23 protein-coding genes are annotated in these 26,521 nt (G+C 73.3%); 12 read left to right on the top strand and 11 right to left on the bottom strand.

Annotated elements, in window-relative coordinates:
• Positions 1-12 precede the first annotated feature (12 nt).
• A complete protein-coding gene (locus tag OHA72_RS15925) occupies positions 13-2,481 on the bottom strand; it encodes a sensor histidine kinase (RefSeq protein ID WP_327008592.1) in 2,469 nt (822 codons plus the stop codon).
• A gap of 63 nt (positions 2,482-2,544) precedes the next feature.
• Entirely contained in the window at positions 2,545-3,294 is a 750-nt protein-coding gene (locus OHA72_RS15930; RefSeq protein ID WP_327008593.1) for an ABC transporter ATP-binding protein, read from the bottom strand.
• 57 nt (positions 3,295-3,351) lie between these two features.
• On the opposite strand from OHA72_RS15930, the gene OHA72_RS15935 reads away from it, so the two are divergent.
• On the top strand, positions 3,352-4,020 hold the full coding sequence (locus OHA72_RS15935) for a PadR family transcriptional regulator (RefSeq protein ID WP_327008594.1): 669 nt from the start codon (positions 3,352-3,354) through the stop codon (positions 4,018-4,020).
• Between the two features lie 108 nt (positions 4,021-4,128).
• Here the strand turns inward: OHA72_RS15935 and OHA72_RS15940 are convergent, their stop codons facing one another.
• A complete protein-coding gene (locus tag OHA72_RS15940; RefSeq protein WP_327008595.1) occupies positions 4,129-5,226 on the bottom strand; it encodes an NAD(P)/FAD-dependent oxidoreductase in 1,098 nt (365 codons plus the stop codon).
• Between the two features lie 106 nt (positions 5,227-5,332).
• On the opposite strand from OHA72_RS15940, the gene OHA72_RS15945 reads away from it, so the two are divergent.
• Both OHA72_RS15945 and OHA72_RS15950 read left to right on the top strand, forming a co-directional pair.
• Positions 5,333-6,274 carry a PfkB family carbohydrate kinase gene (locus OHA72_RS15945; RefSeq protein WP_327008596.1) on the top strand — a complete coding sequence of 314 codons (942 nt, stop codon included), beginning with the start codon at positions 5,333-5,335 and terminating at the stop codon, positions 6,272-6,274.
• Positions 6,275-6,285: 11 nt separating this feature from the next.
• Positions 6,286-7,377: a DUF5925 domain-containing protein gene (locus OHA72_RS15950; RefSeq protein ID WP_327008597.1), complete on the top strand. Its 1,092-nt coding sequence runs from the start codon at positions 6,286-6,288 to the stop codon at positions 7,375-7,377.
• 4 nt (positions 7,378-7,381) lie between these two features.
• Here OHA72_RS15950 and OHA72_RS15955 read toward each other — a convergent pair whose 3' ends face one another.
• Positions 7,382-7,750 carry a hypothetical protein gene (locus OHA72_RS15955; protein ID WP_327008598.1) on the bottom strand — a complete coding sequence of 123 codons (369 nt, stop codon included), beginning with the start codon at positions 7,748-7,750 and terminating at the stop codon, positions 7,382-7,384.
• 222 nt (positions 7,751-7,972) lie between these two features.
• Here OHA72_RS15955 and OHA72_RS15960 point away from each other — a divergent pair, with 222 nt between their 5' ends.
• From OHA72_RS15960 to OHA72_RS15975, 4 genes are read left to right on the top strand one after another with little or no spacing between them, the layout of a single operon-like run.
• Positions 7,973-10,450: a sensor histidine kinase gene (locus OHA72_RS15960; RefSeq protein WP_327008599.1), complete on the top strand. Its 2,478-nt coding sequence runs from the start codon at positions 7,973-7,975 to the stop codon at positions 10,448-10,450.
• Entirely contained in the window at positions 10,451-10,873 is a 423-nt protein-coding gene (locus tag OHA72_RS15965; protein ID WP_327008600.1) for a roadblock/LC7 domain-containing protein, read from the top strand.
• Positions 10,860-11,243 carry a DUF742 domain-containing protein gene (locus OHA72_RS15970; protein WP_327008601.1) on the top strand — a complete coding sequence of 128 codons (384 nt, stop codon included), beginning with the start codon at positions 10,860-10,862 and terminating at the stop codon, positions 11,241-11,243. The genes OHA72_RS15965 and OHA72_RS15970 overlap by 14 nt, the downstream gene beginning before the upstream one ends.
• Entirely contained in the window at positions 11,224-11,829 is a 606-nt protein-coding gene (locus tag OHA72_RS15975) for a GTP-binding protein (protein ID WP_327008602.1), read from the top strand. Before OHA72_RS15970 ends, OHA72_RS15975 begins: the two co-directional genes overlap by 20 nt.
• Here the strand turns inward: OHA72_RS15975 and OHA72_RS15980 are convergent.
• Entirely contained in the window at positions 11,783-13,099 is a 1,317-nt protein-coding gene (locus OHA72_RS15980; protein ID WP_327008603.1) for an FAD/NAD(P)-binding protein, read from the bottom strand. The two genes, OHA72_RS15975 and OHA72_RS15980, sit on opposite strands and share 47 nt — an antisense overlap.
• 116 nt (positions 13,100-13,215) lie before the next feature.
• Here OHA72_RS15980 and OHA72_RS15985 point away from each other — a divergent pair, with 116 nt between their 5' ends.
• Positions 13,216-14,850: an amino acid permease gene (locus tag OHA72_RS15985; protein ID WP_327008604.1), complete on the top strand. Its 1,635-nt coding sequence runs from the start codon at positions 13,216-13,218 to the stop codon at positions 14,848-14,850.
• A 132-nt stretch (positions 14,851-14,982) separates the two neighbouring features.
• A complete protein-coding gene (locus tag OHA72_RS15990) occupies positions 14,983-15,441 on the top strand; it encodes a hypothetical protein (protein ID WP_327008605.1) in 459 nt (152 codons plus the stop codon).
• Here the strand turns inward: OHA72_RS15990 and OHA72_RS15995 are convergent.
• Entirely contained in the window at positions 15,426-16,094 is a 669-nt protein-coding gene (locus OHA72_RS15995; protein WP_327008606.1) for a hemerythrin domain-containing protein, read from the bottom strand. The two genes, OHA72_RS15990 and OHA72_RS15995, sit on opposite strands and share 16 nt — an antisense overlap.
• A 114-nt stretch (positions 16,095-16,208) precedes the next feature.
• Between OHA72_RS15995 and OHA72_RS16000 the strand changes: the two genes are divergently transcribed.
• Positions 16,209-19,976 carry an ATP-binding protein gene (locus tag OHA72_RS16000; protein WP_327008607.1) on the top strand — a complete coding sequence of 1,256 codons (3,768 nt, stop codon included), beginning with the start codon at positions 16,209-16,211 and terminating at the stop codon, positions 19,974-19,976.
• 138 nt (positions 19,977-20,114) lie between these two features.
• Here OHA72_RS16000 and OHA72_RS16005 read toward each other — a convergent pair whose 3' ends face one another.
• Positions 20,115-20,267, bottom strand: a complete 153-nt coding sequence (locus OHA72_RS16005; RefSeq protein WP_327008608.1) for a hypothetical protein — start codon at positions 20,265-20,267, stop codon at positions 20,115-20,117.
• Positions 20,268-20,539: 272 nt separating this feature from the next.
• Here OHA72_RS16005 and OHA72_RS16010 point away from each other — a divergent pair, with 272 nt between their 5' ends.
• Both OHA72_RS16010 and OHA72_RS16015 read left to right on the top strand, forming a co-directional pair.
• A complete protein-coding gene (locus tag OHA72_RS16010; RefSeq protein WP_327008609.1) occupies positions 20,540-20,767 on the top strand; it encodes a hypothetical protein in 228 nt (75 codons plus the stop codon).
• A gap of 69 nt (positions 20,768-20,836) precedes the next feature.
• The gene (locus tag OHA72_RS16015) at positions 20,837-22,993 is read left to right on the top strand and encodes an MMPL family transporter (protein WP_327008610.1); all 2,157 of its coding nucleotides are present in this window, start codon (positions 20,837-20,839) and stop codon (positions 22,991-22,993) included.
• A 91-nt stretch (positions 22,994-23,084) separates the two neighbouring features.
• Here the strand turns inward: OHA72_RS16015 and OHA72_RS16020 are convergent, their stop codons facing one another.
• The 4 genes from OHA72_RS16020 to OHA72_RS16035 form a co-directional block, all read right to left on the bottom strand.
• Positions 23,085-24,008 (bottom strand): hypothetical protein, encoded by a 924-nt coding sequence (locus tag OHA72_RS16020; RefSeq protein ID WP_327008611.1) that lies wholly within the window; start codon positions 24,006-24,008, stop codon positions 23,085-23,087.
• Positions 24,005-24,577 carry a riboflavin biosynthesis intermediates N-glycosidase gene (locus tag OHA72_RS16025; protein ID WP_327008612.1) on the bottom strand — a complete coding sequence of 191 codons (573 nt, stop codon included), beginning with the start codon at positions 24,575-24,577 and terminating at the stop codon, positions 24,005-24,007. Before OHA72_RS16025 ends, OHA72_RS16020 begins: the two co-directional genes overlap by 4 nt.
• A 30-nt stretch (positions 24,578-24,607) precedes the next feature.
• The gene (locus OHA72_RS16030) at positions 24,608-25,765 is read right to left on the bottom strand and encodes a sensor histidine kinase (protein ID WP_327008613.1); all 1,158 of its coding nucleotides are present in this window, start codon (positions 25,763-25,765) and stop codon (positions 24,608-24,610) included.
• Positions 25,766-25,856: 91 nt separating this feature from the next.
• Entirely contained in the window at positions 25,857-26,513 is a 657-nt protein-coding gene (locus tag OHA72_RS16035; RefSeq protein ID WP_327008614.1) for a response regulator transcription factor, read from the bottom strand.
• Positions 26,514-26,521: the final 8 nt, after the last annotated feature.

Below are 26,521 nucleotides of genomic sequence, written 5' to 3' on the forward strand. Positions count from 1 at the left end.
TTGTGCCCCGCTCTACAGCGACGGCAACCTGACGAGGAAGGTCGTGCCAGGTTTCTCACCGTGGTCGGTGACGGTGATCGTGCCGCCATGGCGCTCGACGACGGTACGGCTGATGGCCAGCCCGAGGCCGGTGCCGGGCAGGCCGAGGCTGCGGATGTTGGAGCCGCGGAAGAAGCGTTCGAACAGGCGGGAGCGCTCCTCCTCGGGGATGCCCACGCCGGTGTCGGTGACGCGCAGGTCGACCCCCGCCGTGTCCCGCAGCAGCTCGATCTCGACCCGGCCGCCGGCCGGGGTGAACTTCACCGCGTTGGTGACGAGGTGGTCGACGACCTTGCGCAGCCGCGGCTGGTCGCCGGCGACGGGTGCCGGGCCGTCGGGCAGCGTGACTCGCATGTCGATGTCCTTCTCGCGGGCGGCGCGGGTACCGGTGTCGGCGGACGCGCGGACCACGGCGGCGAAGTCGAGGGGCCGCTCGACCAGGGAGACGTAGCCGCTCTCCAGGCCGGCGAGGTCCAGCAGGTCGTCGATGATCGCCCGGAGGTTCTCGGCGTTGCGGGCGATGACCGACAGGAACTGTGACCGGGTCGTCTCGTCGTCGTTGTCGTGCAGGAGCAGCTCGGTGTACGACGAGATCGACGTGAGCGGCGTGCGCAGCTCGTGGCCCACCAGCGAGATGAACTCGTCCTTCGTGCGCGCCAGCTGCCGGGCCAGGTCCTCCGCGCGGCGGCGTTCCAGGAACTGCCCGACGTGCGCGGCGATGCCGGACAGCAGCGCGATGAGGTGCTGCTCCGGCTCCTCGGCGGCGTCACCGAAGAAGCTCAGCGTGCCGGTGACGCCGCCGCCGTCGCGGATCGGCACGGCCAGGCCGACCCGCAGCCCGTGCCGTGCCAGCGACGGCACGTTGAGCCGGCTGCCGACGACGGAGATGTCGGGGATCCAGGTGGGCTGGCCCGTCTCCCAGGCGACGCCGGAGACGCCGACGCCGGGGGCGAGCGGACCGGGCTCGGGAATGACGTAGCCGGGCTCGGTCCACATCCCCGCGTTGCGCAGGACGTTGCCGACCTTGTCGACCAGCCACAGCTCGCTGTGCGGCCACTGCAGGGTGCGGGCGACCGTGCCGAGGAGCTCCGGCGCGGCGTCCTCGATGGTGGGGGCCTGCTCCAGGGTGCGGGCGACCGCGAGCTCGCACTCGATGATCCGCTGCGCCCGGCGCCGGTCGGTGACCTCGTGCAGGGCGGCGACGGCGCCGAGCCGGTTGCCGTCGGTGTCGCGGATCGGCTGCGCGTTGGCGGTGAAGCTGCGGCGGGGCCGTTCGGGCAGGTGGATGACGACCTCGGCCTCGCGGACGTGCTCGCCGTGGAACGCGCGCACCAGCGGCAGGTCGTCTGCGGCGGCGTCGCCGGGCTGGTAGGCGCGGTACTGCTGGACCAGCGCCTCGGCGGTCGTGGTGTCGGCGTCGGCGCCGGCGATCTCCCGCATGGCGCGGTTGAACAGGATCAGCCTGCCCCGCTCGTCGCAGGCGATCACGCCGGCGTCGAGGTTGTCGAGCAGGGCGCTGAGGAAGTGGCGCTCGCGGGCCAGCTGCCGTTCGGCGGCGACGCGTTCGCTGATGTCGTAGACGAACGCGTGGGCGTGCCGGCCGGTCGGGCCCTCCACGACGTTGAGGGTGAGCTCGACCGGGAACTCGTCGCCGGCCCGGTTGATCGCGTAGAGCTGGAGTCGTTGCCCGATGAGCTTCGGTACGCCGCCGCGCGCCATCCGCGTCAGCCCGGCGCGGTGCGCGGCCCGGAACCGCTCCGGGATGATCAGCTCGTCGACCTGCTTGCCGATGGCGTCCTGCGCCGACCAGCCGAAGGTGCGTTCGGCGGCCCTGTTCCAGCGGGTGATCTCGCCGGTGAGCTCGATGCCGACGAACGCCTCGAGCGCGGTCTCCAGGACCGCGTCGGTCTCGGCCGCGGCGATCGCGATGTCCTGGCGGCTGGTCTCGGCGCCGAGCATGACCTCCAGCATCGCGGCGCACTCCGCCACCGCCGCGATGTCGTCGTCGGTCCAGTGCCGCGGCACGGAGTCGGTGACGCAGACCGCGCCCAGCGTGTAGCCGTGCAGGTCGTGGATGGGCTGGCCGAGGTACGCCGTGACCCCCCGGTCCTGCACGGCGCCCAGGTCCCGCAGCACCGGGTGGTCCCGGGCGTCGCTGACGACCAGCGGTGCGTTCTCGGTCACCACGTACTGGCAGAAGGAGCTGGTCGCGGGCTCGGCGTGGACGCGGTCGAGGTCCGGCGGCAGCCCGTGCCGGCCGACGATGTGCATCCGCTCGTCGTCGACGAGGGTCAGCAGGCCGACCGGCGCCACGACGGAGCGGGCGGCGAGCCGGACCAGGCCGTCGACGGGCGCCGATGACGAGGCCAGCAGCAGCCGCGCGCGGCGCAGTGCGGCGAGCCGTTCGGTCTGCGCGAGCACGCCGAGGTCCAGTTGCGGCATGTCACACCCCCAACCCGCAAGCACGTAGCGTTGATCGTACCTGCGCAAAGGGGTGAAATCAGGCTAAAGCCGGAGCTGCGTGGCGCGTGCGAGCGTCGAGGCCGGGTCCTCGCCGGCGGTCAGGTCGATGTCGTCGGTGAGCCGGCCGTCGGTGAGCCGGATCAGCCGATCGCAGCGGGCGGCGATGTGCTGCTCGTGCGTGGCCAGCAGCACCGTCATCCCGTGCGCCTCGCGCAGGTCGAGCAGCAGGTCCAGGATCTGGGTGCCGTTGGCGGAGTCCAGGTTGCCGGTCGGCTCGTCGGCCAGCAGGAGCTTCGGCGACCCGATCAGTGCCCGGGCGATCGCGACCCGCTGCTGCTGCCCGCCGGACAGCTGCGCCGGCAGGGCACGCTCGCGGCCGCTGAGGCCGACCGCTTCGAGGAGCTCGCGGGCGCGCGTCGACTTGTCGAAGCCGACCCGGAACGGCAGCACCGGCGCGATCACGTTGTCCAGCGCGGTCAGGGCGGGCAGCAGGTGGTAGCGCTGGAATACGAAGCCGACCGTGCGCCGGTATTCGCTGAGCTTGCGCCGCCGCAGGGCGGTCACCTCGACGCCGTCGACCACGATCGTGCCGGCGTCGGCGGACTCGATCGCGCCGATCAGGTGCAGCAGCGTCGACTTGCCCGAGCCGCTCGGCCCGGTGACCGCGGTGAAGCTGCCCGCGTCGACGTGCAGGGTCAACTCGTCGGCGGCGACGATGTCCTGCTCGCCGGTGTGGAACCGTTTGGTGAGCCCCGTGACGGACAGCGCGGCGCCCGTGGACGTAGCGGTCATGACCACTACTCTGTCGCAATGCATTGCGACAATGCAAGGGGCGGGTAGTCTCTGGACATGCCGATCCATCACGCGGTGCTCTCGCTGCTGTCGCATGGACCCAGTTACGGGTATGAGCTGAAGGGCGCGTTCGAGAACGCGGTCGGCCCGCAGTGGGGTCCGCTGAACATCGGCCACCTGTATCAGATTCTGGACCGGCTGTCCCGCGACGGCATGGTGAGCTCCGAGCGGCACGCCCAGGCGGTGAAGCCCGACCGGGTCGTCTACGAGATCACCGACACCGGCCGGGGCGAGCTGCGGCGCTGGCTGGACGAGGCGAGCCCGCGCAGCGGCGGGTTCCGCGACGACTTCTTCCTCAAGGTGACGGCCGCGGCCCGCTCCGGCGACCCGGAGACCGTGCGGACCGTCCTGGGCCAGCAGCGCACGTACCTGCTGCGCGAGCTGCGCAACCTCGACGGGCTGCGGCGCAAGGCGGCCGACCCGGTCGTCGGGCTGCTGCTGTCGGCGGCGACCAGGCACGTCGAGGCCGACCTCGCGTTCGTCGACGACGCGGAGCAGGCGCTGCTGCGGGACCCGGCGACGATCGCGGGGCTCGCCGGCGTCCGGCGCACCGCACCCCAGCCGGAGCAACCGCAAAGGCCTGCCCGAGCCGACCGTCAGCCGGAGCAGCTGCAAAGGCCGGCCCGAGCCGACCGTCAGCCGGAGCAGCTGCAAAGGCCCGCCTGAGCCGACCGCCAGCCGGAGCAGCCGCAGAGGCCTGCCTGCACGCGCGGACCCGGAGCGTCTGTCCGGGTGGCACGGAGGGCGCTGGTGCGGGTGCACGGCGTCCACCCGCTAACGCGGGTGCAGGGCTCCCCGCCGCAGGCCGGGGATCTCGAACGGCTCGCCGAGCAGCTCCGCCGCGCCCAGCCGGGCCAGGGCCGGCGCTGTCTGGATGCCGAAGCCGCCCTGCCCCGCGAACCAGTAGAAGCCGTCCTGCACCGGGTCCGGCCCGACGACCGGGTTGCGGTCCGGCGCGAACGTGCGCAGCCCCGCCCAGCTGGTGCGGACCCGGCGCAGCTGCAGGGTCGTGACCGCGGCGACCCGCTCCACGGCCAGGGCCACGTCCTCGGGCGCGGCGACCGCGTCGACCGGCGGCGACGGCGTCTCGTCGCACGGCGACACGAGGAGCCCGCCGCTCTCCGGCCGGAAGTAGAACTCGTCGCCGACGTCATGGACCAGCGGCCAGTTCGGCGCCACGCCCTCGATGGACACGATCGCCACGGTGCGGCGCATCGGCGTCAGCCCGGCCGCCGTCACCCCGAGCCGCCCGGCGACGGCGTCGGCCCACGCGCCGGCCGCGTTGACGACCCGCCCGGCCTCCAGCTCGCCGCGATCCGTGGTGAGCTTCCAGCCCTGCCCGGTCCACTCGCCGGCCTCCAGGCCGATCGCGGTGCGCAGCACCACCCCTGCGGCGATGGCGCGCTTGCGGTACAGCTGATGCAGCGCGTCCACGTCGATGTCCTGCGCGGTGCGTTCGACCGCCGCCCGCGCGATCGCCGACGGGCGCAGCACCGGGCACAGCGTCTGCGCGCTCTCGACGTCGGTCCCACGCAACGAGGGGTTGGCGGTCAGCAGCGCGTTCATGGCCGGGAGCTGGTCCTCGCGGGCGACCCAGACCAGCGGCCGGGCCCGCAGCAGCGGCGTGCCCGACTCGGCGCCGAGCGCGTCGAGGATCGTGCGGGACGCGCGGGTCAGCGCGCGCACCTCGGGCGTGCCGTAGCTCTCCAGGAAGGCGGCCACGGACCGCCCGGTCGTGTGATACCCGAACTGGTTCTCCCGTTCGAGCACCACGATCCGCAACGGCTCACGGTGACCGCCCGCGGCCTCCACCCGTTCGACCAGCCGGCCATCAAGATCGGCGAGCTCGGCGGCGAGGGACAGGCCGGCCATGCCCCCACCGATCATCGCCACGTCTGCGCGTTCGATCCTGTGATTGTCGCAGGCGATGTTTGCAAAGTCGCAGAATGTTCCCTTTCGAGCCGGGTAGCCACGGCGCGTGAAATTCGCCGAGCTCGCCGCCCGCTGGCAGGACCATCCCGTGCTCGTCGTCGGAGACGCCGTGCTCGACTGCTGGCTGAGCGGCACCCCGACCCGGATGAGCCGGGAAGCCCCCGTCCCGGTCATCACGCTCGACGCGACCCGCGAGGTCGGCGGCGGCGCCGCGGCCATCGCCGGGGCGTTCGCCGCGCTGGGTGCCCGGACCACCGTCGTCGGCGCGACCGGCGACGACGACGCGGGCGCCACGCTGCGCTCCAAGGTCTGGGACAGCGCCGCCGCGGACCGCCTGGTCGTCTCGGTCGGCCGGCGCACGCTCACCAAGCGCCGCGTCGTCGCCTCCGGCCAGGTGGTGGCCCGGTTCGACGACGGCGACACCGCCCCGCTGGGCGGCCCGGCGGCCGGGACGCTGCTGCAGCGGCTGGAGGAGTCCCTGGCCGAGGGCCCCGAGGCGGTCGTCGTGTGCGACCTGGGCGCCGGCACCCTCGGACCCGCCGTCCGCGAGCTGCTCGCCGCCCGCCGCCTCGACCTGCCGCTGCTCGCCGTCGACGCCCTCGACCTCGCCCCGTGGGCGCATCTCGGCCCGGACCTGGTCACACCCGGCCTCGACACGGTGAGCGGGGTGGTCGAGGGCACCAACGCCGCCGCCGTCACCGCGGCCCGCGGCATGCTGCTGCGCTCGACCGCGGCCGCCGTCGTGTCCGTCACGCTCGACGCCGACGGGGCGGTCGTGCTCAGCCAGGACGCCGACACCGTCCACACCTCCGCCGCGCCCGGGCCGCGCAACCAGGCCGCGTACGTCGCCGGGTTCGTCCTGGCCCTGCTCACCGGCGCCGGTGTCGCGGAGGCCGCGGCGACCGCGCAGCGCTGCGCCGCCGTCCGCGCCCGGGACCTCGCCCTTGCCGCCGGGAAAATTGGTGTACTGCAGGCGTCTCCGGCCTGATCCTGGTATGCATGCCTCCCGTCGATCCCACCGCCGTGGTCCCGGTCGCGGCCGCCGTGGACGACGCGGACAGCGTCATCGACGTCCTCGACCTGCTGGCGCTGTCGGCGTTCGTTGCCGGCAGCCAGCCGTATGCCCGCACCCGCCACCTGTCCAACCTCCGCCGCGACGCGACCCTGCTCCCCGAGGGCGCGACGGTCCTGCGCGAGGCGTATGACGACGACGACGTCTGCACGCTCGCCGCCGGCGACGGCTGGACGCTGCGCGCCACCCGCTGGAAGCAGGGCCGCCGGGGCAACGTCACGGTCACCGCTGTCTCCCCGGCGCTCGCCGACAGCGTCCTGGCCGGCGCCGTCGACGGCGCCACCGAGCCACCGCCACCCGCGGACGAGTCCGTGTCGATCGGCTTCTGGCACAACGGCAAGCACGGCCCGCAGCGCACGCCGCGCCGGATCACCGCCGAGCCGTGGGCGGACATCCGCACCAACTACGCCACGAAGACCGCCGAGGCCCTGGACCGCCTGATGGGCACGACCGCCGAGCAGGTCAGCGGCCGGATGATCCTGCTGCACGGGCCGCCCGGCACCGGCAAGACCACCCTGCTGCGGACCCTGGCGAAGCAGTGGCGGGACTGGTGCCAGGTCGACTGCGTGCTCGACCCCGAGCGGCTGTTCGCCGACCCCGCGTACCTCATGGACACCGCGCTCGGCGAGGACGACGCCGGCGCGCCGAAGTGGCGGCTGCTCCTGCTCGAGGACTGCGACGAGCTGATCCGCGGCGAGGCGAAGCAGGCCACCGGCCAGGCCCTGTCCCGCCTGCTCAACCTCACCGACGGCCTCCTCGGCCAGGGCCGCGACGTGCTGGTCGCGATCACCACCAACGAGGACGTCGCCCACCTGCACCCCGCCGTGGTGCGCCCGGGCCGCTGCCTGGCCCAGCTGCACGTGGCGCCGCTGCCGTTCGCCGAGGCCGCGACGTGGCTCGGCACCCCCGCCGGCATCGGCCCGGACGGCGCCACCCTCGCGGAGCTGTATGCCCTGCGCGACGGCGCCCCGCGCCTCACCGTCACCGAGGAACCGCCCCGCGTCGGTCTGTATCTCTGACCGTTCAGCCGAGGGTGACCTCGGCCTCCGGGGTCAGGTCCTTGCAGCGGACCACCACCCGGACCTCCCGGCCGTCGGTCTTGAAGGTCACGCGGTACTCCACGTCGGGCCCCTGCTGCGCGTCCTGCACGTGGAAGCCCAGGGCCGGGCTCAGGGCGTCCGCCCAGGTCATGCCGGCGTCGCAGCGGGCGACGACGTTGCCGCCGGGGGTGCGCAGGACCTTCGGCGAGCCCGGCGACGGCACCGGCGACGGCGTCGGTGACAGGGACGGCGACGCGGAGGCGGCCAGCGAGGGACGGGTCGCGGCCAGCAGCGACGACCGAATGGCCTCGACCCTGCCGATGCCGAACGCGCTGATCGCCGCCGTGCACATGGTCCAGGCACCGATCGCGAAAACCCACCGTCTACCTCGCATGGGGGCCGCCCTGCCCGGGCCGTGGGAAAGCACACCGGGGTGAGGGGGAGGGCGGGAAGGAGATCACGGGCGAGCCGGGTTTGGGACGGGGACGACCTTGTTGGTGACTTCCCCGCCTGTGTGTCCGTATCATGCCCGAGACGCGCCACCCCCCTTGTCGACGCGACCCACGAGGATCACATGAAGTCCCGCACGTGGAGAATCCGCACGTGGTCGATCCGCGCCAAGATCGTCACCCTGCTCCTGCCGCCGCTGCTGTCGCTCGTCGTGCTGTGGGTCTTCGCGACCAGCCTGACGTCCAGCGCCGTGGTCGAGCTGTTCGACGCCCAGACCTACTACGAGCTGGCCGCCGAACCGGCCGAGAACGTGATCGTCGAGCTGCAGCGGGAGCGCAAGCTGTCGCTGGTGTACCTCGGTGCCGGCCGGGCCGAGGGCAAGCCCGAGGCGGCGCTGCTGGCCGAGCAGCGGCGCAAGGCCGACGCGGCGCTGAGCAACTTCCGGACGCTCGCCTCGCGCGACGACACCAAGGAAGCGATGCCGGAGGCGGCGGTCGGGCGGCTCGCCGAGATCATGGTGGCGCTCGACGGGATCGTGTCGGGGCGGTCGGGGATCTCGCTCGGGCAGGTCGACCGGGCCGGCGCGATGGAGATCTACAACGGCCCGATCGACGCGATCTACCGGTGGTACAACGCGCTGCCCGGCGTCAGTGACGCGCAGCTGGGCAAGGACGCCCGGACGAACATCGCGATGAGCCGGGCCCGGGAGCTGCTCGCCCGGGAGGACTCGCTGGTCAACGGCGCCGCCGCGGCCGGCAAGTTCATCCGCACCGAGGCCGCCGACCTGATCGCGATGATCGGCGCGAAGCGCAACGCCTACGCGGAGCAGTCGGCCGAGCTGCCGGAGTCGGTGCAGCAGACCTACCGTGACATCGTCGCCGGCGAGGCGCACAAGCGGCTGACCGATTTCGAGAACAAGATCATCTCCGAGGGCAGGCCGAACGCCGCCGTCCCGGTCGACATCGCCGCGTGGCGGGACGCATACGACAAGCTCGCCGAGCAGCTGCGCAAGCTGGACCTGCAGTTCGGCGACACGATCCTCGTGCGTGCCGAGCCGGTCGGCGTGGCCATCGTGGTCAGGTTGGTGCTCGCCGCGGTCCTCGGGCTGCTCGCCATCGCGGTCTCCGTCGTGCTGTCGATCCGGATCGGCCGGTCGCTGATCAACCGGCTGACGGGTCTGCGGCAGGACGCACAGATCCTCGCCGACCAGCGGCTGCCGGAGCTCGTCGGCCGGTTGCGGCGCGGTGAGGAGTTCGACCTCGCCGAGGCGGCACCACCGCTGGAGTACGGCACCGACGAGATCGGCAAGGTGGGCAACGCGTTCAGCGCCGTGCAGCGCACCGCGATCGAGTCCGCCGCGCACGAGGCGCAGCTGCGACGCGGGCTCAACGAGGTCTTCCTCAACATCGCCCGCCGCAGCCAGACGCTGCTGCACCGCCAGCTGGCGCTGCTGGACCGCATGGAGCGGCGTACCGGCGACCCGGAGGAACTGGAGGACCTGTTCCGGGTCGACCACCTGGCGACCCGCATGCGCCGCCACGCCGAGGACCTGGTCATCCTGGCCGGCGCCACCCCCGGCCGGGGCTGGCGCAACCCGGTGCCGATGGTCGACGTGGTCCGCGGCGCGGTGTCCGAGGTCGAGGACTACGCGCGGGTGGGCTTCCTGACGCTGCCGGAGGCGTCGCTGGTCGGCCGGGCCGTCGCCGACGTCATCCACCTGCTCGCCGAGGTGATCGAGAACGCCACCTCGTACTCGCCGCCGCACACCCGGGTGCAGATCAGCGGGCAGCTGGTGCCGAACGGGTTCGCGGTCGAGATCGAGGACCGTGGCCTGGGCATGGCGCCGGAGGCGATCGACGAAGCCAACCAGCGGCTGCTGCACCCGCCGGACTTCGACCCCGCCAACAGCGCCCGGCTGGGGCTGTTCGTGGTGGCGCTGCTCGCCGCCCGGCACGGGGTGCGGGTCACGCTGCGCTCGTCGCCGTACGGCGGGGTGACCGCGGTCGTGCTGATCCCGCCGCACCTGATCACCGGTGCCACCCCGGAGCTGACCGCGTCGACCGCGTCCGAGCTGGCCTCCGAGCTGGCTTCGGAGCTGGCCGGCGAGGTCGCCGCCGAGCTGGTCTCCGGGCCGCCCGCCGGGACGGTCTCCGAGCAGACCGCCGACGGTGAGATCCTGCGGGTCGGGCCGGCCGACGTGGTCCGCCCGGAGACGCTCGGACCGCCCGTGGCCCGCCGCGGGCGCGACGTCGAGGCAGAGGTGCTGCGGACACCGGCGGAGGAGCCGGAAACCGGAGCTCCACCGGTACCGGCGCAGCGAACGCAGTCCGGGCAGCCTGTGGATCTGACCGACGACGGCCTCCCCAAGCGGCGCAGGCAGGCCAGTCTCGCCCCCCAGCTGCGGGAACGACCCGAGGACGAGCACACGATCGACGGGGTCCCGGCGTCGCAGTTCGCGTCCGCCGCGGCCGGCCGGTCGCCCGAGCAGACCCGCGCGATGATGTCGTCGCTGCAGGCAGGGTTCACCCGGGGGCGCCGGGACGCGGCGCTCACCGACGATCAGCCCACAGTTGACAACACCCCAATCGAAAGGGACGCATAGGTGGCACAATCGACGAGTCGCACCGGCAAGCTCGACTGGCTCCTCGACGACCTCGTCGATCGGGTCGAGTCGGCGCAGCACGCCGTGGTGCTCTCCGCCGACGGGCTGCTCATGGGCGCGTCCACGGGTCTCGGGCGGGACGACGCCGAGCACCTGGCGGCGGTCGCATCCGGGTTTCAGAGCCTGGCCCGCAGCGCCGGCCGGCACTTCAACGGCGGCGGCGTCCGCCAGACGATCGTGGAGATGGACGACGCGTTCCTGTTCGTCACCGCCGCCGGGCAGGGTGCCTGCCTGGCCGTGCTCAGCGCCGCCGACTCCGACATCGGCGTGATCGCCTACGAGATGGCGATGCTGGTGACCCGGGTCGGGCAGTACCTCACCGCACCGTCACGAACGGGCGCTCCGTCCGATGCCGCAGGGTGAGCATGACTGGCTCGACTCCGACGCCGGGCCGGTGGTGCGCCCCTACGCGGTGACGGGCGGCCGGGCGAAACCCGTCGCCGGTGCCTTCGACCTGGTCGCGTTCGTCGTGAACGCCTCCGACGGGGTGGGGCCACGGCACCTGCAGCCCGAGCACTATGCGATCCTGGCCCGCACCCGCGAGCCGGTCACGGTCGCGGAGCTCGCCTCACACCTCGATCTCGCGCTCGGCGTGGTGCGCGTGCTGCTGGGCGACCTACTCCAGCAGGGTCTGATCGAGATGCACGAACCGGTGTATGACCAATCCGTCGGGCCGCAGCGGCCCGACGATCGCATCCTCAAGGCGGTTGTCAATGGTCTCCGATCGCTCTGACGGGCACATCCCGCTGGCGGTGAAGATCCTCATCGCCGGAGGGTTCGGCGTCGGCAAGACCACGCTGGTCAGCGCGGTCAGTGAGATCCGTCCCCTGCAGACGGAGGAGGTGCTCACCAACGCCGGTGTCGGCATCGACGACGTCGACGGGGTCGAAGGCAAGACCACCACGACGGTGGCGATGGACTTCGGCCGGATCAGCATCAACGACGACATCGTGCTGTACCTCTTCGGCACCCCCGGGCAGGACCGGTTCTGGTTCCTGTGGGACGAGCTGGCGCTGGGCGCGCTGGGCGCGGTCGTGCTCGCCGACACCCGGCGGCTCACCGACTGCTTCCCGTCGGTGGACTACTTCGAGCAGCGCAGCACGCCGTTCCTGGTCGCGGTCAACTGCTTCGACGGGGTGCAGAAGCACACCGCGGAACAGGTCCGCAAGGCTCTGGACCTCGACCCGGACGTGCCGGTGGTGCTCTGCGACGCCCGGGACCGGCGCTCGATCAAGGACGTGCTCATCGCCCTCGTCGAGCACGTGATGACGATCAAGCAGCCACCGGCACTCGAGCCAGCGCGGCGGCCTGGGTTCTGATCTCCGGCACGGCCGTCGTCTCCCACCAGGCGCCCCGGCGGGTCGGCCCGATCGCGAGGATGTGCTCGGACGCCTCGCCGTCCCGGCCGACCAGGCGGCCGTGCCCGTCGATGTCCAGGCCGGTGCCGGTCGGGTCGCGGCGGGCCAGCCCGTCGTCGAGCAGCGCCCGGCCGAGGGTGCTGGTGGCCGCGCCGCCGGGGCCGGTGCAGTTGACGATCGCGCCGATCGGCCAGCTCTCGTCCCTGCCTTTTTCGGCGCCTTCCTTGAACCGCAGCGTGACGACGAAGCCGCGCTCGCTGCGGCGGATCGCGTGGATCGCGGCCGCGTGCGTGTACAGCGCGCCGCTGTCGCGCAGCGCGGTGACCCGCGACGCGACGGTCGGCGCCATCCGGTGCCGGTGCACCTCCCAGTACGTGGCGACGTGCTGCAGGAACCGGCGCCGGGCGTCGACGGACAACTGCCACCACAGCTGGTCGAGCTGGGGCCGCAGGGTGTCCACGGCGCAGCGCCAGTCGGGTTCGGTCGCCGCGTACCGCCGGACCGCCCGCAGCAGGCCGCCGGCGTCGGTGCCGTGGTGGGCGAAGCTCCCGGTCGCCTTCGGCTGGATCTCCAGGTGCGACTGGGGGAGCAGCCCGCGCCGGGACACCGCGTGCAGCGGCGCCCGCCGGCCCCGGTTGCTCAGCGACATCGCCACGTCCAGCGCGGTGAGCCCGGTGCCGATCAGCAGCACCGGCACGTCGCCCGGGACCCGGTCCAGCGCGCCCGGGGTCCACGGGTTTCCCACATAGTAGGGACGGGTGCGCACGGCCGAGGTGATCGACAGCGGGCCCGCTGGGGCGCCGTGGCCGAGGGCCAGCACGACCCGGTCGGCGGGCACGATCTGGCCGCCGCGCAGGACCACGCTTCGTGATCCCGGCCCGGTGCCGATGCGGATCGCCACGCCTCTCAGGTGCTCGAACCGGACCCGCGACAGCCGGTCGTGCAGGTAGTCGCCGAACACGGCGCGCGGCGCGAAGTCGGCCGGCCCGAAGGGTAGTCCCTGCTCCCGGCACCAGTCGACGAAGTCGGTGGGTGTGTCGGCGAGCGCGCTCATCGCCGCCGCGCGCGAGTTGAGCAGATGCGTCGGGTCGGTGGTCCGATATGCCGCGCCGCGACCGAGCGCATCGGCCGGCGCCGGGTCGACGAGCACGACCCGGTCTTCGGGGCCGCTGACATGGATCGCCGTCAGGGCGCCGCTACAGCCTCCGCCCACGACCACTGTGGTTTGCATGCTCGCCCCTAATTTCTATCTAACCGATAGGTTTTAACGATACTAGACGCGGTCCGCCGGGTGTAGAACCCAGATCCTCCGGGCATGTCGGGTTTGAGGCCCTTGGAGGTGCACCGATGTCGATCTTTCGGACCAAGTCGATCGAGCAGTCGCTGCGGGACACGGACGAACCGGGCAGAGGACTGCGCAAGAACCTGTCGGCATTCCACCTGACGGTCTTCGGCGTCGGAGTGATCATCGGCACGGGCATCTTCGTGCTGACCGGCCAGCAGGCCGCCCGCAACGCCGGCCCCGCGATCGTGCTGTCCTTCGCCCTCGCCGGCGTGGTGTGCGCCCTCGCCGCCCTCTGCTACGCCGAGTTCGCCTCCAGCGTGCCGGTCGCCGGCTCGGCGTACACCTTCTCCTACGCCACCCTCGGGCAGTTCGTCGCCTGGATCATCGGCTGGGACCTGTGCCTGGAGCTCGCCCTCGGCGCCGCCGTGGTGTCCCGCGGCTGGTCGGCGTACCTGCAGGAACTGCTCAACCTGCCCACCTGGCTGGCCGGCGACGACGCGATCCCCGACTTCGGCGCCGCGTTCATCGTCGCCGCCCTGACCATCGTGGCCATCATGGGCGCGAAGCTGTCCGGGCGGGTCACCGGCGTGCTGGTCGTCGTCAAGGTCGCCGTCGTCGTGTTCGTCATCGGCCTCGGCCTGTTCTTCGTCAAGGCCGCCAACTACACGCCGTTCATCCCGCCCGCCGAGCCCTCCTCGAAGGCCAGCGGCGGTGATGCGCCGCTGCTGCAGATCCTCGCCGGGATCACCCCGCAGCACTTCGGCTGGTTCGGCATCGTCGCGGCCGCCTCCATCGTCTTCTTCGCCTACATCGGCTTCGACGTCGTGGCGACCACCGCCGAGGAGACCCGCAACCCGCAGCGGGACGTCCCGTGGGGCATCATCGGCTCGCTCATCATCTGTGGCGTGCTGTACATGGCGACCGCGTTCGTGGTGACCGGCATGGTCCCCTTCGACCAGCTCGACACCGCCGCACCCCTCGCCAAGGCCTTCGACCTCGTCGGGCAGGGCTGGGCCGCCGACCTCATCTCCCTCGGCGCCGTGTGCGGCATCACATCCGTCATCCTCGTGCTGCTGCTCGGGCAGGCCCGGGTCAGCTTCGCGATGGCCCGCGACGGCCTGCTGCCGCCGATCCTCGCCCGCGTGCACCCCCGGTACGGCACGCCGTGGGTCATGTCGGCGATCACCGGGGTCGTGGTCGCGGTCCTCGCCGCGTTCGTCCCGCTGTCGGAGCTGTCGGAGCTGACCAGCATCGGCACGCTGTTCGCGTTCGTGGTCGTGTCGATCGGCGTGATCGTCCTGCGCCGCACCCGGCCTGACCTGCCCCGGGCGTTCCGGGTGCCGGGGGTACCGTGGCTGCCGGCGCTCAGCGTCCTGGCGAGCGTGTGGCTGATGCTCAACCTGCCGGTCATCACCTGGGTGCGGTTCCTGACCTGGATGGCCGTGGGTCTGGTGCTGTTCTTCGTGTACGGCATGCGCCGTGCCGTGCTGGCCGAGCCTGCCGAGCCTGCCGGGCCTGCCGGGCCTGCCGGGCCTGCCGAGCCTGCCGGGCCTGCCGAGCCTGCCGGGCCTGCCGATGCTGCCGGGTCCACCGGGTCCACCGGGTCCAATGGGTCCACCGGGTCCACCGGTTCTGCCGGGGCTATCGAGGACGGTGGGCGATCGGATATCCGGTCAGGACCGGCAGACCCGTCGTAGCGGGCAGGTGGTCGCCGAACCTGGCGCCGAGCGGGGCACGCAGCCGGCGCCTCCGAGGTGGGTGGATTCTCATACCCGCGGGCACGTGTCCCGGGTGGCGCCGGGTTCGGCGATGCTGGAAAGGTGACAGGCATGAGTGACTTCGGCCTGCAGTCCGACGGCTTCGACGTCGACTTCGACCCGGGCGACCTCGACCCCAACGACTACGCCGACCCGCACGCCGTGTTCGGCACGCAGCAGGAGCACGGCATCGACGCCGGCCTGAGCCCCGCGAGTTCGACCACCTCTGGCGAGTCCTCCGGCGAGTCCTCCGACGAACCTCCGTCAACCGAGGGCCTGGAGACCGCCGGCTACGACAGCGACGGCGACGGCACCCCCGACGTCCTGCTGGCCGACGAGAACCACGACGGCGTCACCGACATCGCGATGTGGGACACCAACGCCGACGGCCTCATCGACCAGGTCGCCTACGACCAGGACCACGACGGCCGGATCGACCTGATCTACCACGACGACGACTTCGACGGCGAGGTCGACCGGGTCGAGTCCGCCGACGGCACCGAAGAGGTCCCCGGCTACACGTCCAACTGACGCCCGCGGACCTTGCGCATCTGCTTGGCGTACTGGCGGCGGCCGATCGTGTGCCACAGCAGCCTGGCCGGCACGGGCAGGCTGGACAGGAAGCGCGCCGTCTCGTCCGGCGTGGCCTCCTCCAGCAGCGCGCCGAGCATGAAGAGCAGCTTGTCCTTCGGCGTGTGCGACCGCGCCACCTCGCCGAGCTCATCCCACTCCGCGACGGTGATGTGCTCCGACACCAGCGGCAGCACCGAGCGCTCCTCCTCGTCGAGGTGCACGAGCAGGTCCTGCCGGTGCCGGTCCATCGCGGCGGCAAGGGCGTCACGGGCCGCAGCCGACGCGTCCGCCTCCCACGCGGCGAGCCGCTCCATCACCACGTGCAGACCCTGCGCGACGACCTCGTGCTGCTGCTCCATCCGCAGGACGAGGTCCGCGTCGAGGTCGACCCTGGCCAGGAGCTTCGGCCACAGCAGGGCATCCTCGGACGTGTGATGTGAGTGCAGGCCCTTGTCGTACTCGCGGAACATCCCGGCCAGGAACCGGGCCCGCTCGACGTCGCCGGGCCGGACGCCACGGACCAGCTCGGGCAGCAGCCGCGACTCGCGCCGGAACACGCGGTGCACGACGACCATCTCCTGGACCCACGGACGCTCGACGGTGGTGGTCATATCGGTCTCTCCTCAGTCAGCTCGTTCAGTCCCATCACGGTGCGCGGACTGTCTTGTAGCGGTCTTGGAGACCGCTTGAGGGCGGCTACGATGGCCCGCGTCATGCTGATGCGGGTGCTTGGACCGTTCGCGGTCGACGTCAACGGCGGTGCGGCCGACCTCGGCGGCCCCCGCCAGCGCGCCGTGCTCGCCCTGCTGCTGTCCGCCGGCGGCGAGGTCGTCTCCGTCGACCGGATGATCGACGACCTGTGGCGCGGCGAGGCCCCGCCGAGGGCGATCGCGTCGCTGCAGGCGTACGTCTCCAACCTGCGCCGCACCCTCGAACCCGACCGCGAGCGCCGCGCGCCGGCCCGCCTCCTGATCAGCGCCCCACCCGGCTACGCGATCCGCGTACCTCCCGACGCCGTCGACGCGTGGCGGTTCGAGTCCCTGCTCGCCGCCGCCCGCACGGTCCACATCGCTGAGCCCGGCCGCGCACGCCTGCTGCTGCGTGCCGCGCTGGAACTGTGGCACGGCAACGCCTACGCCGAGTTCGCCGAAGAGTCCTGGGCCCAGCCGGAGGCCGCCCGCCTCGAAGAACTCCGCCTCGCCGCCCGGGAACTGCTCCTGGACGTCGCACTCCGCACCGGCGGCGCCGCCGAGGCGGTCCCGGAAGCCGAGCTGCTGACCCGCCACGCCCCGCTGCGGGAGGAGGGCTGGCGGCTGTTCGCCCTGGCTCTGTGGAGCACCGGCCGTCAGGCCGACGCCCTGGCCGCGCTGCGCCGGGCCCGCGGCATCCTCGCCGACGAACTGGGGCTGGACCCGGGGCCGGCGCTGGTCGAACTGGAGGCCGCGATCCTCGGGCAGCGGGTCGAGATTCTCGACGCCCTGCGTGGTCAGCGGGTCCAGGTCCTCGACAGCCTGCGTGGGCAGCGGGTCGAGGCCTTCGACGGCCTTGACGGCCTTGGCGGGCAGCAAGGCGGCCCAGGTGGGCAGCGGGACGGTCTGCGTGAGCGCCAGGACGGCCCCCGCGAACAGCAGGGCGGCCCGCGTGGGCAGCAGGGCGGGTGGCTCGCCGATCTCCACGGGCGGCCGGTCGACGATCTCCACGCGCCGCAGATCCACGGCTCGCGCGGGCGGCAGGCCGAGGTCCCCGGCGGCCTCCGACCGGCAGCCGGTCGTGGGTCGCAGGTCGACGGCGTGCGCGGGCGGCCCGGCGACAACCCCGACGGCCTCGGCGACGACCTCCGACCGGCACTCGACGGGCAGACGGCGGAGCCGGGTGAGCAGACCGCGGAACCAGCGGCGGCGCCGGGCAGTCCTACCAGCACGCTACCGGAGCCATCCAAATTGATCTCCGAAGCCGTCGCTCTGCGTAGCATACGCGGCTGGCCGGGGCGGGAGGCAAATCAGGAGCAGCGGGAAGGTGAGCTGTTCGTCGGGCGGGGGCAGGAGCTGGCCGCGCTCAATGCCGTCGCCGCCGAAGCTGTTGGCGCCGGGCCGCGGATCGTGCTGCTCAGCGGCGAGGCCGGTGTCGGCAAGACCAGTGTACTCAACCGCTTCCGGCAGGACCTGCTCGACGGCGGGTGGCTGGTTGCCGTCGGCAGGTGTCCCGAGGTCGACGGGGCTCCGCCGGCGTGGGCGTGGGTCGAGGCCCTGCGCCAGCTCGGGGCGGGTGCGGGGGTGCCGCCCGCCGACCTTGCCCCGGCGCTCGCGCCGCTGCTCGAGGACGCCGACCACGTCCACGGCGAGGGCAGCGACGTCGCCGGTGGGCGGTTCCGGCTGCACCGGGCCGTGCGGGCCTGGCTGCGGCGGGCCGCCACGGTGCGACCCGTCGCCATCGTTCTGGACGACCTGCACGCCGCCGACGCCGAGACGCTGTTGCTGCTCGCCAGCGCCGCCGAGCTCACCGACGCGCCGGTACTGCTCGTCGCCGCGCTGCGGCCCGCCGACAACCGGGAGCGGCTGGCCGAGGCCCTGGCGGCGCTCGCCCGGCGGTCGCCGGCCCGGGTCCACCTCGACGGGCTCGGCCACGACGACGTGCAGCGGCTCGTCGGGGCGTTCGCCGACGTCGACGCCGGCACGGTCGCGGCGCTCGCGGAGCGTACCGGCGGCAACCCGTTCTACGTGCGGGAGTCGGCGCGGCTGCTGGCGTCGGAGGGGGCGCTCGTCGCCACGTCGGAGGTGCCGGAGGGGGTCCGTGACGTGCTGCGCCGCCGGCTGTCGCGGCTGCCGCAACCGGCCGTGGCGGTGCTGCGTCTCGCCGCCGTGGTGGGACGGGAGGCCGACGTGGAGACCCTGGTCGAGGCCGCCGACACCGACGAGGGCGCCGTTCTCGACGCGCTCGAGGCGGGGCTCATCGCCGGGCTGCTGACGGAGCCGGCGCCCGGGCGGGTCAGGTTCGTGCACGGCCTGGTGCGCGACACGATGTACACGGACCTGTCGCAGCTGCGCCGCACCCGGATGCACGCCAGGGTCGCCGCCTGCACCCGGCGGCTGCGCCCCGACGACTACCCGGCGCTCGCGCACCACTACGCGCGGGCCGCGTCGTCGGACACCGCCGGGCTCGCGGTCGACTATGCGGTACGCGCGGCCGAGCTGGCGGAGCGGCGCTACGCGTACGACGCCGCGATCGAGCTGCTCACGGCTGCCGTGCAGACCGCGGAGACGGTCACGGGGGACCGGGACCAGCTGCGCATCGACCTGCTCGGCCGGTTGCTGCGGGCGCAGGCGAGGGCCGGCGCGACCGCACCGGCGCGGCTGACCCGCGACCGGGCCCTGGACATCGCCGTCGCCGCTGGGCGGGAGGAACTGCTGATCGCTGCGTTCACCGCCTGGAACGTGCCGACCCCGTGGCAGATCCGCGCGTACGGGGTGATCGACCACCGGGTCGTCGACCTGCTCTCGCGGCTGCTGCGCAAGCCCGACCTCGACCCGGCGACCAGGGTGCGGCTGCTGGACGCGCTCACCAACGAGCTCGACGGCGAGGACGACCCGCGTGGCCCGGCCGCCGGGCTGGAGGCGTACGAGCTGGCCCCGGCCGTGCCGGACCCGGCGGTGCAGGCGCTCGGGCTGGTCGCCCGGGCCAGGACGATGCGCTTCGACCTGGAGGCCGGCGAGCGGGCAGCCGTCGCCGTGCAGCTGCGGGACCTCGCGCGGGCGCACGACATGGTCGCCTACGAGTGGGTCGCCGAGCAGATCCTCACCAACTGCGCCGCGGTGCGCAACGACGCGGAGGAGGTCCGCACCCGCACCGCCCGGCAGGGTGTGCTCGCCGCCGCGTACCAGCTGCCCGAACCCCAGGCGATCAACCTCAGCGGCCGGGCGACGCTCGCGCACGTCGCCGGCGACTACGCCGAGGCGCAGCGGCTCTACGACGAGACGCTCGCCTTCATGCGCCGGCAGGGCTCGCTGCACGCGGACGGGTATCACTTCCTGGCCACCGCGAGCCTGTACATCAGCCAGAACCGGCTCGGGGAGCTCCTGCCGCAGACCTTCGCGGCGCAGGCCGCCATCGGCCCGATCGCTGACGACGCCCTGGCGCTGGCGCTGGCCTCGGCGGGGCGGCTCGACGAGGCCCGGGCCGTCGCGGTCGGCGTCCACCCGCTGCGCCCCGACTACTTCCAGTCCGCGTTCCTGGCGGTGCGCGGGCTGGCGATCGTCGCCACCGGCCGCACCGACCTGGCGCCGGCCGTCATCGAGCGCCTGCTGCCGGTCCGCGGGCAGATCGCCGGGATGAGCAGCACCTCGGTCGCGATGCGCCCCGTCGCGTACGTCCTGGGCCGCCTCTACGCACTCCTCGGCGACCGTGACCGCGCGGTGGAGCACTTCGAGCTCGCCCGCGAGGTGGCCCTGGCGTGGGGCGCCGCTCACTGGGTGGCCGACGCCGAAGCCGAGCTCTGAGTGGCGGACGCCGGAGCCGTGCTCTGACCGTACGCCGCGCCGGGCGGCAGATCGCGGGCCGGCCGAACGTCGTTGCGTACCATCACGTCGCGTGTGGGGACGCGCGGCGCTGGCCGGTCTGGTGCTCGGTGTCCTCGCCTACGCCGCCGACTTCTGCCACGGCCTGCTCGCGGTGGCGATGGTGCTGGTGTCCAGCAGCGGCCTCGCCTGGGGCGCCGCCGCGCTGGTCCTCGCGTTCGCGGCCGCGGACCGCCCGGGCCGGCGGATCGCCGCCACCGGTGTCGCCGTCACGGGGCTCGGCGTCGCCACCCTGGTCTACTACGGCGCGATCGTCATCGACGGGGATCGCTGGCACGGCGGCACCCTGGAGGACGGCACCCCCGCCGACGCGATGGCGCTGCGGTCGATCGTGGTGGCGACCGCGTTCTGGCTCGCCGCGTCGGTCGCCGGCGGCGTGGTCCTCGGCCTGCTCGGCCACGCCGTCCGCCGGTCCCGGCCGCGCGTCGCGGCGATCGCCGCCGGCGCCGCGTGCGCTGCTCGCCGGTCAGGCCGCGCTGCGGCTCGTGCGGGCCGGGGGCTTCGAGTCGCGGTACCTGGCGGAGGTCGCGCCGTGGCTGGTCGAGGCGGCCGCCGAGATCGGGCTCGCCGCCGCGCTGAGCGCCGCCCTCCTGCACCGCGGCGCCGGCCCGCGACCGTGGTGGGGCTGGTTCGCCGCGGCGGCGGCCGGGCTGCTCACCGTCGCCCTGCTCGCCTGGAGCCAGGTCGAGGCGGTCCGGGCCACGGGCTTCTAGTCGTTTCCAAGTCGGCTGAAAGTGCCGCCGGGGATGGTGTGGCTGCATACATCTGACCTGGAGGCCCACATGTCCCGATTGCTCGGCCGGCTCGGAGGAGCGGCCGCCGCCCACCCGTGGCGCACCATCGGCGCCTGGCTGATCGTGCTCGTCGCGTTCACCACGCTGTCGGCCGGCTTCGGCGGCACACCCCACGACGACTACAACGTCCCCGGTACCGAGTCGCAGGCCGGCACCGAGTTCCTGCGTGCGCACCTGCCGGCGATGTCCGGCGCCGACGCCCGCGTCGTGGTGCACGGCAAGGGCCCGGTGGACCCGGCGACCCTCGAAGGGCTGCGGGGCCGGCTCGCCGCAATGCCGAGCGCCGGCGACGTCTCGCCGCCGCGCATGTCGGCCGACGGCGACACGGCGCTGATCGCGGTGCGGTACACGATCCCGGTCACCGACTTCCAGGGCACCGCCGGCATGGACGCGCTGCGCGCCGCCGCCGAGCCGCTCGTCGGCGCGGGCCTGCAGGTCGAGTTCGGCGGCCAGGTCGCCGAGAACATCTCCGCGCCGTCCGGCACCGCCGAGGCGGTCGGCATCGTCGCGGCCCTGCTGATCCTGGTGTTCGCGCTCGGCTCGGTCGTCGCGGCCGGCCTGCCGCTGATCGTGGCGATCGCCGGTCTCGGCGTCGCGACCGCGGTCATCGCCCTGCTCGAGACGGTCACCGACATCAGCGGCACCGCCCCGACGATCGCCACCATGGTCGGGCTCGGCGTCGGCATCGACTACGCGCTGCTGCTGGTCGCCCGGCACGTCGAGGGGCTCCGCGCCGGGCTGGCGCCGCGGGAGGCGGCCGCGGCGGCGAACGCGACCGCAGGCTCGTCGGTGATCGTCGCCGGTCTCACCGTGCTCGTGTCACTGTTCGGGCTGAAGCTGTCGACGCTGCCGGTGTACTCGTCGTTCGGGTACGCGACGTTCGCCGCGGTCGGCGCGGTCATGGTCGCGTCGGTGACCCTCGTGCCGGCGCTGTGCGGCCTCGCCGGCCGCCGCGTCCTGCCCCGCGCGATCCGCAAAGCCGCCCCCGCCGACACCGCCACGCCCGCCGGTCTCCGTACGTCTGCCGGCGCCGCCGCGGCACCGGTTGCGGTCGTCGGGCGGCCAGGGTGGACGGCGCGGTGGGCGGCGCTCGTCGGGCGGCGGCCGGTTGTGGCGGCGCTCGCGTCGCTGCTGGTCCTCGCCGCGCTGGCGGCGCCGGTCCTCGGCATGCGCACCTGGCCGCAGGACGCCGGCAGCCAGCCGACGTCGAACACCACGCGGCAGGCGTACGACCTGACGTCCGCCGAGTTCGGTCCGGGCGCCAACGGGCCGCTCGTCATCGCCGTCGACACGGCCAAGGTGTCCGATGTGGACGGTCTCGTCGCCGCGCTGCGCGCCCAGCCGGGTGTCGCGCTGGTGGTGCCGGCCGCTCGTACCGGGGACGCCGCCGTCATCCTCGTCGAACCGGAGACGGGCCCGCAGGACGAGCGGACCACCGCGCTGCTCGACCATCTGCGCGCGGACGTGCTGCCCGACGGTGCGCTGGTCACCGGTCTCGTCGCGGTCTTCGCCGACATCTCCGACCGGCTCGCCGAGCGGCTGTGGGTCGTCGTCGCGTTCGTCGTCGCGTTGTCGCTGCTGCTGCTCACGGTGCTGTTCCGGGCGCCGGTCGTCGCGGTCAAGGCCGCCGTGATGAACCTGCTGTCCGTCGCCGCCGCGTACGGCGTGATGACCGCCGTCTTCCAGACCGACGCGGGTGCGCGGGCGGTCGGCCTGCCGCACGCGGTGCCGGTGTCGAGCTGGGTGCCGATCCTGCTCTTCACCGTCCTGTTCGGACTGTCGATGGACTACGAGGTGTTCCTGCTGTCCCGGGTCCGCGAGGACTGGCTGGCGACCGGCGACGCGCAGGGCAGCGTGGTCCGCGGGCTGTCCGCGACCGGCCGGGTCATCAGCGGCGCGGCGGCCATCATGGTCGCGGTGTTCGTCGGCTTCGCCCTCGACCCGGACGTCACGGTCAAGATGACCGGCGTGGGCATGGCCGCCGCCGTCCTCATCGACGCGACCCTGGTCCGGCTGGTCCTGGTCCCGGCGACGATGTCGCTGCTCGGCAAGGCGAACTGGTGGCTGCCCGCCTGGCTGGACCGGCTCCTGCCGCACGTGAAGGTCGAGCACGAGGCCGAACGGGAGCTCGAACCGGTCGCCTGACACCGTCCCAGGCCACCCTCGGCAAAGGTCTCGGCTGAGGCCTCGGCAAAGGTCCCGGCAGAGGCCTCGGCGCGGGCCCGAAGCGCGGGTTTCAGCGCAGGCCGAGGGTGGCCAGGACACGGCCGACGGTGTGCCCGACGGGGCGCAGCACCGAGTCGCGGACCCAGCGGCCCGCCGGGGCAACGACCGACTGCCAGGTCCACCGGACCGGCGCCACGACCAGGTAGCGCCACAGCAGGACGACCGAGTGGTTCCACGCCCAGGCGATCGCGTGCCCGACCGGCACGACGACGTGCCGCCAGAACCAGGCGATGAGCAGCCCCGCCGGGCGCAGGCCGTAGTACCCGATGATGCCGACGACGAAGGCGACCGCGAGGCCGAGCGGCCGCAGGACGTAGCGCCACACCGCGACCGCCAGCCAGGCGATCGCGAGCCCGACGGGGCGGACGCCGTAGCGGTACCCGGTCTCGACCAGCCACGCGAGCGCGATGCCGATGGGGCGCAGGACGTAGCGGTACAGCGCGACGACCGTCCACCGGATCGCCACGCCGATCGGGACCAGGACGTAGTGCCACAGCGCCCACAGGACGAACGCGATGCCCTTGCCGAGCAGGATCCAGAACTGCTTCGTGTGCCGGGCCAGCCACACCGTGCCGGCCCACAGCGCCTTGAGCGCCGGCCAGATCGCGTGCACGGCGACCCACGCCAGCGGCACCCACAGCACGTTGCGCAGCACCCACACCAGCGGCACCCAGATCAGGTTGCGCAGCACCCAGCCGAGCGGGCGCAGGATGGCGTAGTCGATCGCGATGCCGATGGGGCGCATGACGTACAGGAAGAACAGCCGCGGGATCGGCTCCAGCACGTACCGGCGGAACGCGACCAGCAGCTCCCAGACGAGCTTGACCGGCACGACGACGGCGACCGCGACGACCCGGACCGGCCACGCCAGCCACGCCGGCAACGGCTCCGCCGACGGCGAAGGCGGCGGCTTCCGCAGCGACGGCCGCGTCATGCCTGCGCCGCCAGGATCGTGCGGGCCCGCATGAGCGCGAAGCCGAGCAGGTTCAGGCCGCGCCAGAGGGCCGGCTCGTCGGCGGACGCGTCGCGGGCGGACAGGCCGATGCCCCAGATCCGGTCCACGGGGCTCGCCTCGACCAGGATCCGCTCGCCGGTGCCGAGCAGGAACGCGCGCAGGTCCGCGTGGCCGCCGAACTTCGCCACGCTGCCCGCGACGACGATGTCGAAGCGCTCCCGCTTCCAGACCTTGTCGTCGAACCCGCGGACCTCACGGCCGAGCGTCTTCGCGTCGTTGGGGTGCCCGGCGGTCAGCACCCGGGCCGCGGTCGCCGTGTCGCCGAACAGCATCGCCTTCGACCACATCATGTAGTGCTCGGCGGAGGCGAACCGGACGCCGTCGACGGTGAACTCGACCGGCCACCACTGGCTCAGGCAGCCGGCGCCGATCGAACCGTCGGGCGCCGGCTGGTGTCCCCAGAAGAACAGGAACCGGACGCGGGCGCCGGAGGCCATCAGTTCGATGAGCTCGGCGGTGCTGGCCGGTGGCTCGGTCGGTGCTTGCATGGTCCGAGTCTGCCGGACGCCGGCAAGTCCTTATGTCGGGAACCCGCCGTGATGCGGTGGCGCGGTGGGCAGGATCACGGTGACGACGAGACCGCCGCCGTCGCGGGGCTCCGCGTGCACGTGCCCGCCGTGGGCCCGGGCGACGGCCCGCACGATCGACAGGCCGAGCCCGGCACCGGGGACGCCGGCCGCCACCCGTTCGGACCCGAATCGCCGGAACGGCTCGAAGAGCCGGGGGACCTCGTACCGCGGCACGACCGGACCGGTGTTGCTGACGGTCACCCCGACGGTGCCGTCATGGCGGGTGCCGCACGTGACGTGGACCCAGCCGCCGTCGGGGAGGTTGTGCCGGACCCCGTTCTCGACCAGGTTGTGCACGAGCCGTTCGAGCAGGACCGCGTTGCCCGTCGTCGGCGCCTCCTGCGGCGAGCAGTCCACGGCCGCCTTCCCCGGCGGCAGCTGCGCGGTGACGTGCTCGACGATGTCGGCGAGGTCCACGAACGAGCGGTCCGTCACCTGCCGCTCCGACCGGGCGAGCAGGAGCAGCCCGTCGATGAGCTGCTCGTGGCGGGCGTTGACGGCCAGCAGGGTCCTGCCCAGCTGCCGCAGCTCGGGCGTGGCGTTGTCTGGGTCGATCGCGACCTCCAGCAGCGTCCGGTTCAGTGTCAGCGGGGTCCGCAGCTCGTGGGAGGCGTTGGCGATGAACCGCCGCTGGCCGTCGAACGCCTGGTCGAGCCGGGACAGCATGACGTCGAACGTGTCGGCGAGCTGCTTTACCTCGTCGTGCGGGCCGGCCAGGGCGATCCGCTCGTGCAGCCCCCGGTCCGGGGCGTCCGCGATGCGGCGGGCGGTCTCGGTGACCTGGTGCAGCGGCTGGAGCAGCCGCCCGGCGATCAGCCACCCGAACGCGGTCGCGGCGAGCGCGATGACACCGAGCGCGATCCCGCCCTGGGTGAGCAGCACCTGCCGGGTGTCGGTGGTGACGTCCTCCCTGAGCTGCCGGACGTACATCCCGTTGTCCGGCGGCGCCGCCATGCCCGGCGGCAGGGTGGTGCCGGCGATGAACGTGTTGCCGCTGAGCCGCTGGTACACCAGGACGTAGCAGACGCCGAGCAGCAGCAGCCCGGCGAGCAGGAACAGCCCGCCGTACACAAGCGTGAGCCGAGCCCGAATGGTCAACCTGTTCATGCCGCCACCTCCGCTGCGCTCCGGCGCCGGCCTGAACCAAACCTGCGATGCCGATGGACGGCTCCTGCGCTGCGCTCCGGACCGTTCATGCTCAGACCACCTTGTAGCCGACGCCAGGTTCGGTCAGCACGACCTGCGGGTCGCCCAGCTTGCGGCGCAGCTTGAGGATCGTCATGCGCACGGTGTGGGTGAAGGGGTCCGCGTGCTCGTCCCATGCCTTCTCCAGCAGCTGCTCGGCGGAGACCGCGGCGCCGTCGGCCCGCAGCAGTTCGGCGAGGACCGCGAACTCCTTGCGGGACAGCGGCACGTACCGGCCGTCGCGGAAGACCTCCCGGCGGTGCGGGTCGAGGCGGATGCCGGCGCGCTCCAGCACCGGCGGGGCCGCCGCCCGCGCCCGCCGGCCGAGCGCGGCCACCCGCGCCGACAGCTCGCGGAACGCGAACGGCTTCGGCAGGTAGTCGTCGGCGCCGAGGGCGAGCCCGGCGACCCGGTCGTCGATGTCGGCGGCGGCGGTCAGCATCAGCACCCGCGCGGTCGAGTCACGGGCCGCCAGGGACCGGCACACGTCGTCGCCGTGCACGACCGGCAGGTCCCTGTCGAGGACGACCACGTCGTAGTCGTTGACGTCGAGACGCTCCAGGGCGGCACCGCCGTCGTGGACGACGTCGACCGCGTGCGCGTCGCGGCGCAGCCCCTGCGCGACCGTCTCGGCGAGCAGGGGCTCGTCCTCGACCACCAGTATCCGCATACCCCCAT

It is taken from the genome of Dactylosporangium sp. NBC_01737 (assembly GCF_035963215.1).
Classification (GTDB): Bacteria; Actinomycetota; Actinomycetes; order Mycobacteriales; family Micromonosporaceae; genus Dactylosporangium.

Bases quoted from the DNA above. Each gene is read 5' to 3' on its own strand.
- OHA72_RS15925 (WP_327008592.1), bottom strand. From the start codon at position 2,481: ATGCCGCAACTGGACCTCGGCGTGCTCGCGCAGACCGAACGGCTCGCC.
- OHA72_RS15930 (WP_327008593.1), bottom strand. From the start codon at position 3,294: ATGACCGCTACGTCCACGGGCGCCGCGCTGTCCGTCACGGGGCTCACC.
- OHA72_RS15935 (WP_327008594.1), top strand. From the start codon at position 3,352: ATGCCGATCCATCACGCGGTGCTCTCGCTGCTGTCGCATGGACCCAGT.
- OHA72_RS15940 (WP_327008595.1), bottom strand. From the start codon at position 5,226: ATGGCCGGCCTGTCCCTCGCCGCCGAGCTCGCCGATCTTGATGGCCGG.
- OHA72_RS15950 (WP_327008597.1), top strand. From the start codon at position 6,286: ATGCCTCCCGTCGATCCCACCGCCGTGGTCCCGGTCGCGGCCGCCGTG.
- OHA72_RS15955 (WP_327008598.1), bottom strand. From the start codon at position 7,750: ATGTGCACGGCGGCGATCAGCGCGTTCGGCATCGGCAGGGTCGAGGCC.
- OHA72_RS15960 (WP_327008599.1), top strand. From the start codon at position 7,973: ATGAAGTCCCGCACGTGGAGAATCCGCACGTGGTCGATCCGCGCCAAG.
- OHA72_RS15970 (WP_327008601.1), top strand. From the start codon at position 10,860: ATGCCGCAGGGTGAGCATGACTGGCTCGACTCCGACGCCGGGCCGGTG.
- OHA72_RS15975 (WP_327008602.1), top strand. From the start codon at position 11,224: ATGGTCTCCGATCGCTCTGACGGGCACATCCCGCTGGCGGTGAAGATC.
- OHA72_RS15980 (WP_327008603.1), bottom strand. From the start codon at position 13,099: ATGCAAACCACAGTGGTCGTGGGCGGAGGCTGTAGCGGCGCCCTGACG.
- OHA72_RS15985 (WP_327008604.1), top strand. From the start codon at position 13,216: ATGTCGATCTTTCGGACCAAGTCGATCGAGCAGTCGCTGCGGGACACG.
- OHA72_RS15990 (WP_327008605.1), top strand. From the start codon at position 14,983: ATGAGTGACTTCGGCCTGCAGTCCGACGGCTTCGACGTCGACTTCGAC.
- OHA72_RS15995 (WP_327008606.1), bottom strand. From the start codon at position 16,094: ATGACCACCACCGTCGAGCGTCCGTGGGTCCAGGAGATGGTCGTCGTG.
- OHA72_RS16015 (WP_327008610.1), top strand. From the start codon at position 20,837: ATGTCCCGATTGCTCGGCCGGCTCGGAGGAGCGGCCGCCGCCCACCCG.
- OHA72_RS16020 (WP_327008611.1), bottom strand. From the start codon at position 24,008: ATGACGCGGCCGTCGCTGCGGAAGCCGCCGCCTTCGCCGTCGGCGGAG.
- OHA72_RS16025 (WP_327008612.1), bottom strand. From the start codon at position 24,577: ATGCAAGCACCGACCGAGCCACCGGCCAGCACCGCCGAGCTCATCGAA.
- OHA72_RS16030 (WP_327008613.1), bottom strand. From the start codon at position 25,765: ATGAACAGGTTGACCATTCGGGCTCGGCTCACGCTTGTGTACGGCGGG.
- OHA72_RS16035 (WP_327008614.1), bottom strand. From the start codon at position 26,513: ATGCGGATACTGGTGGTCGAGGACGAGCCCCTGCTCGCCGAGACGGTC.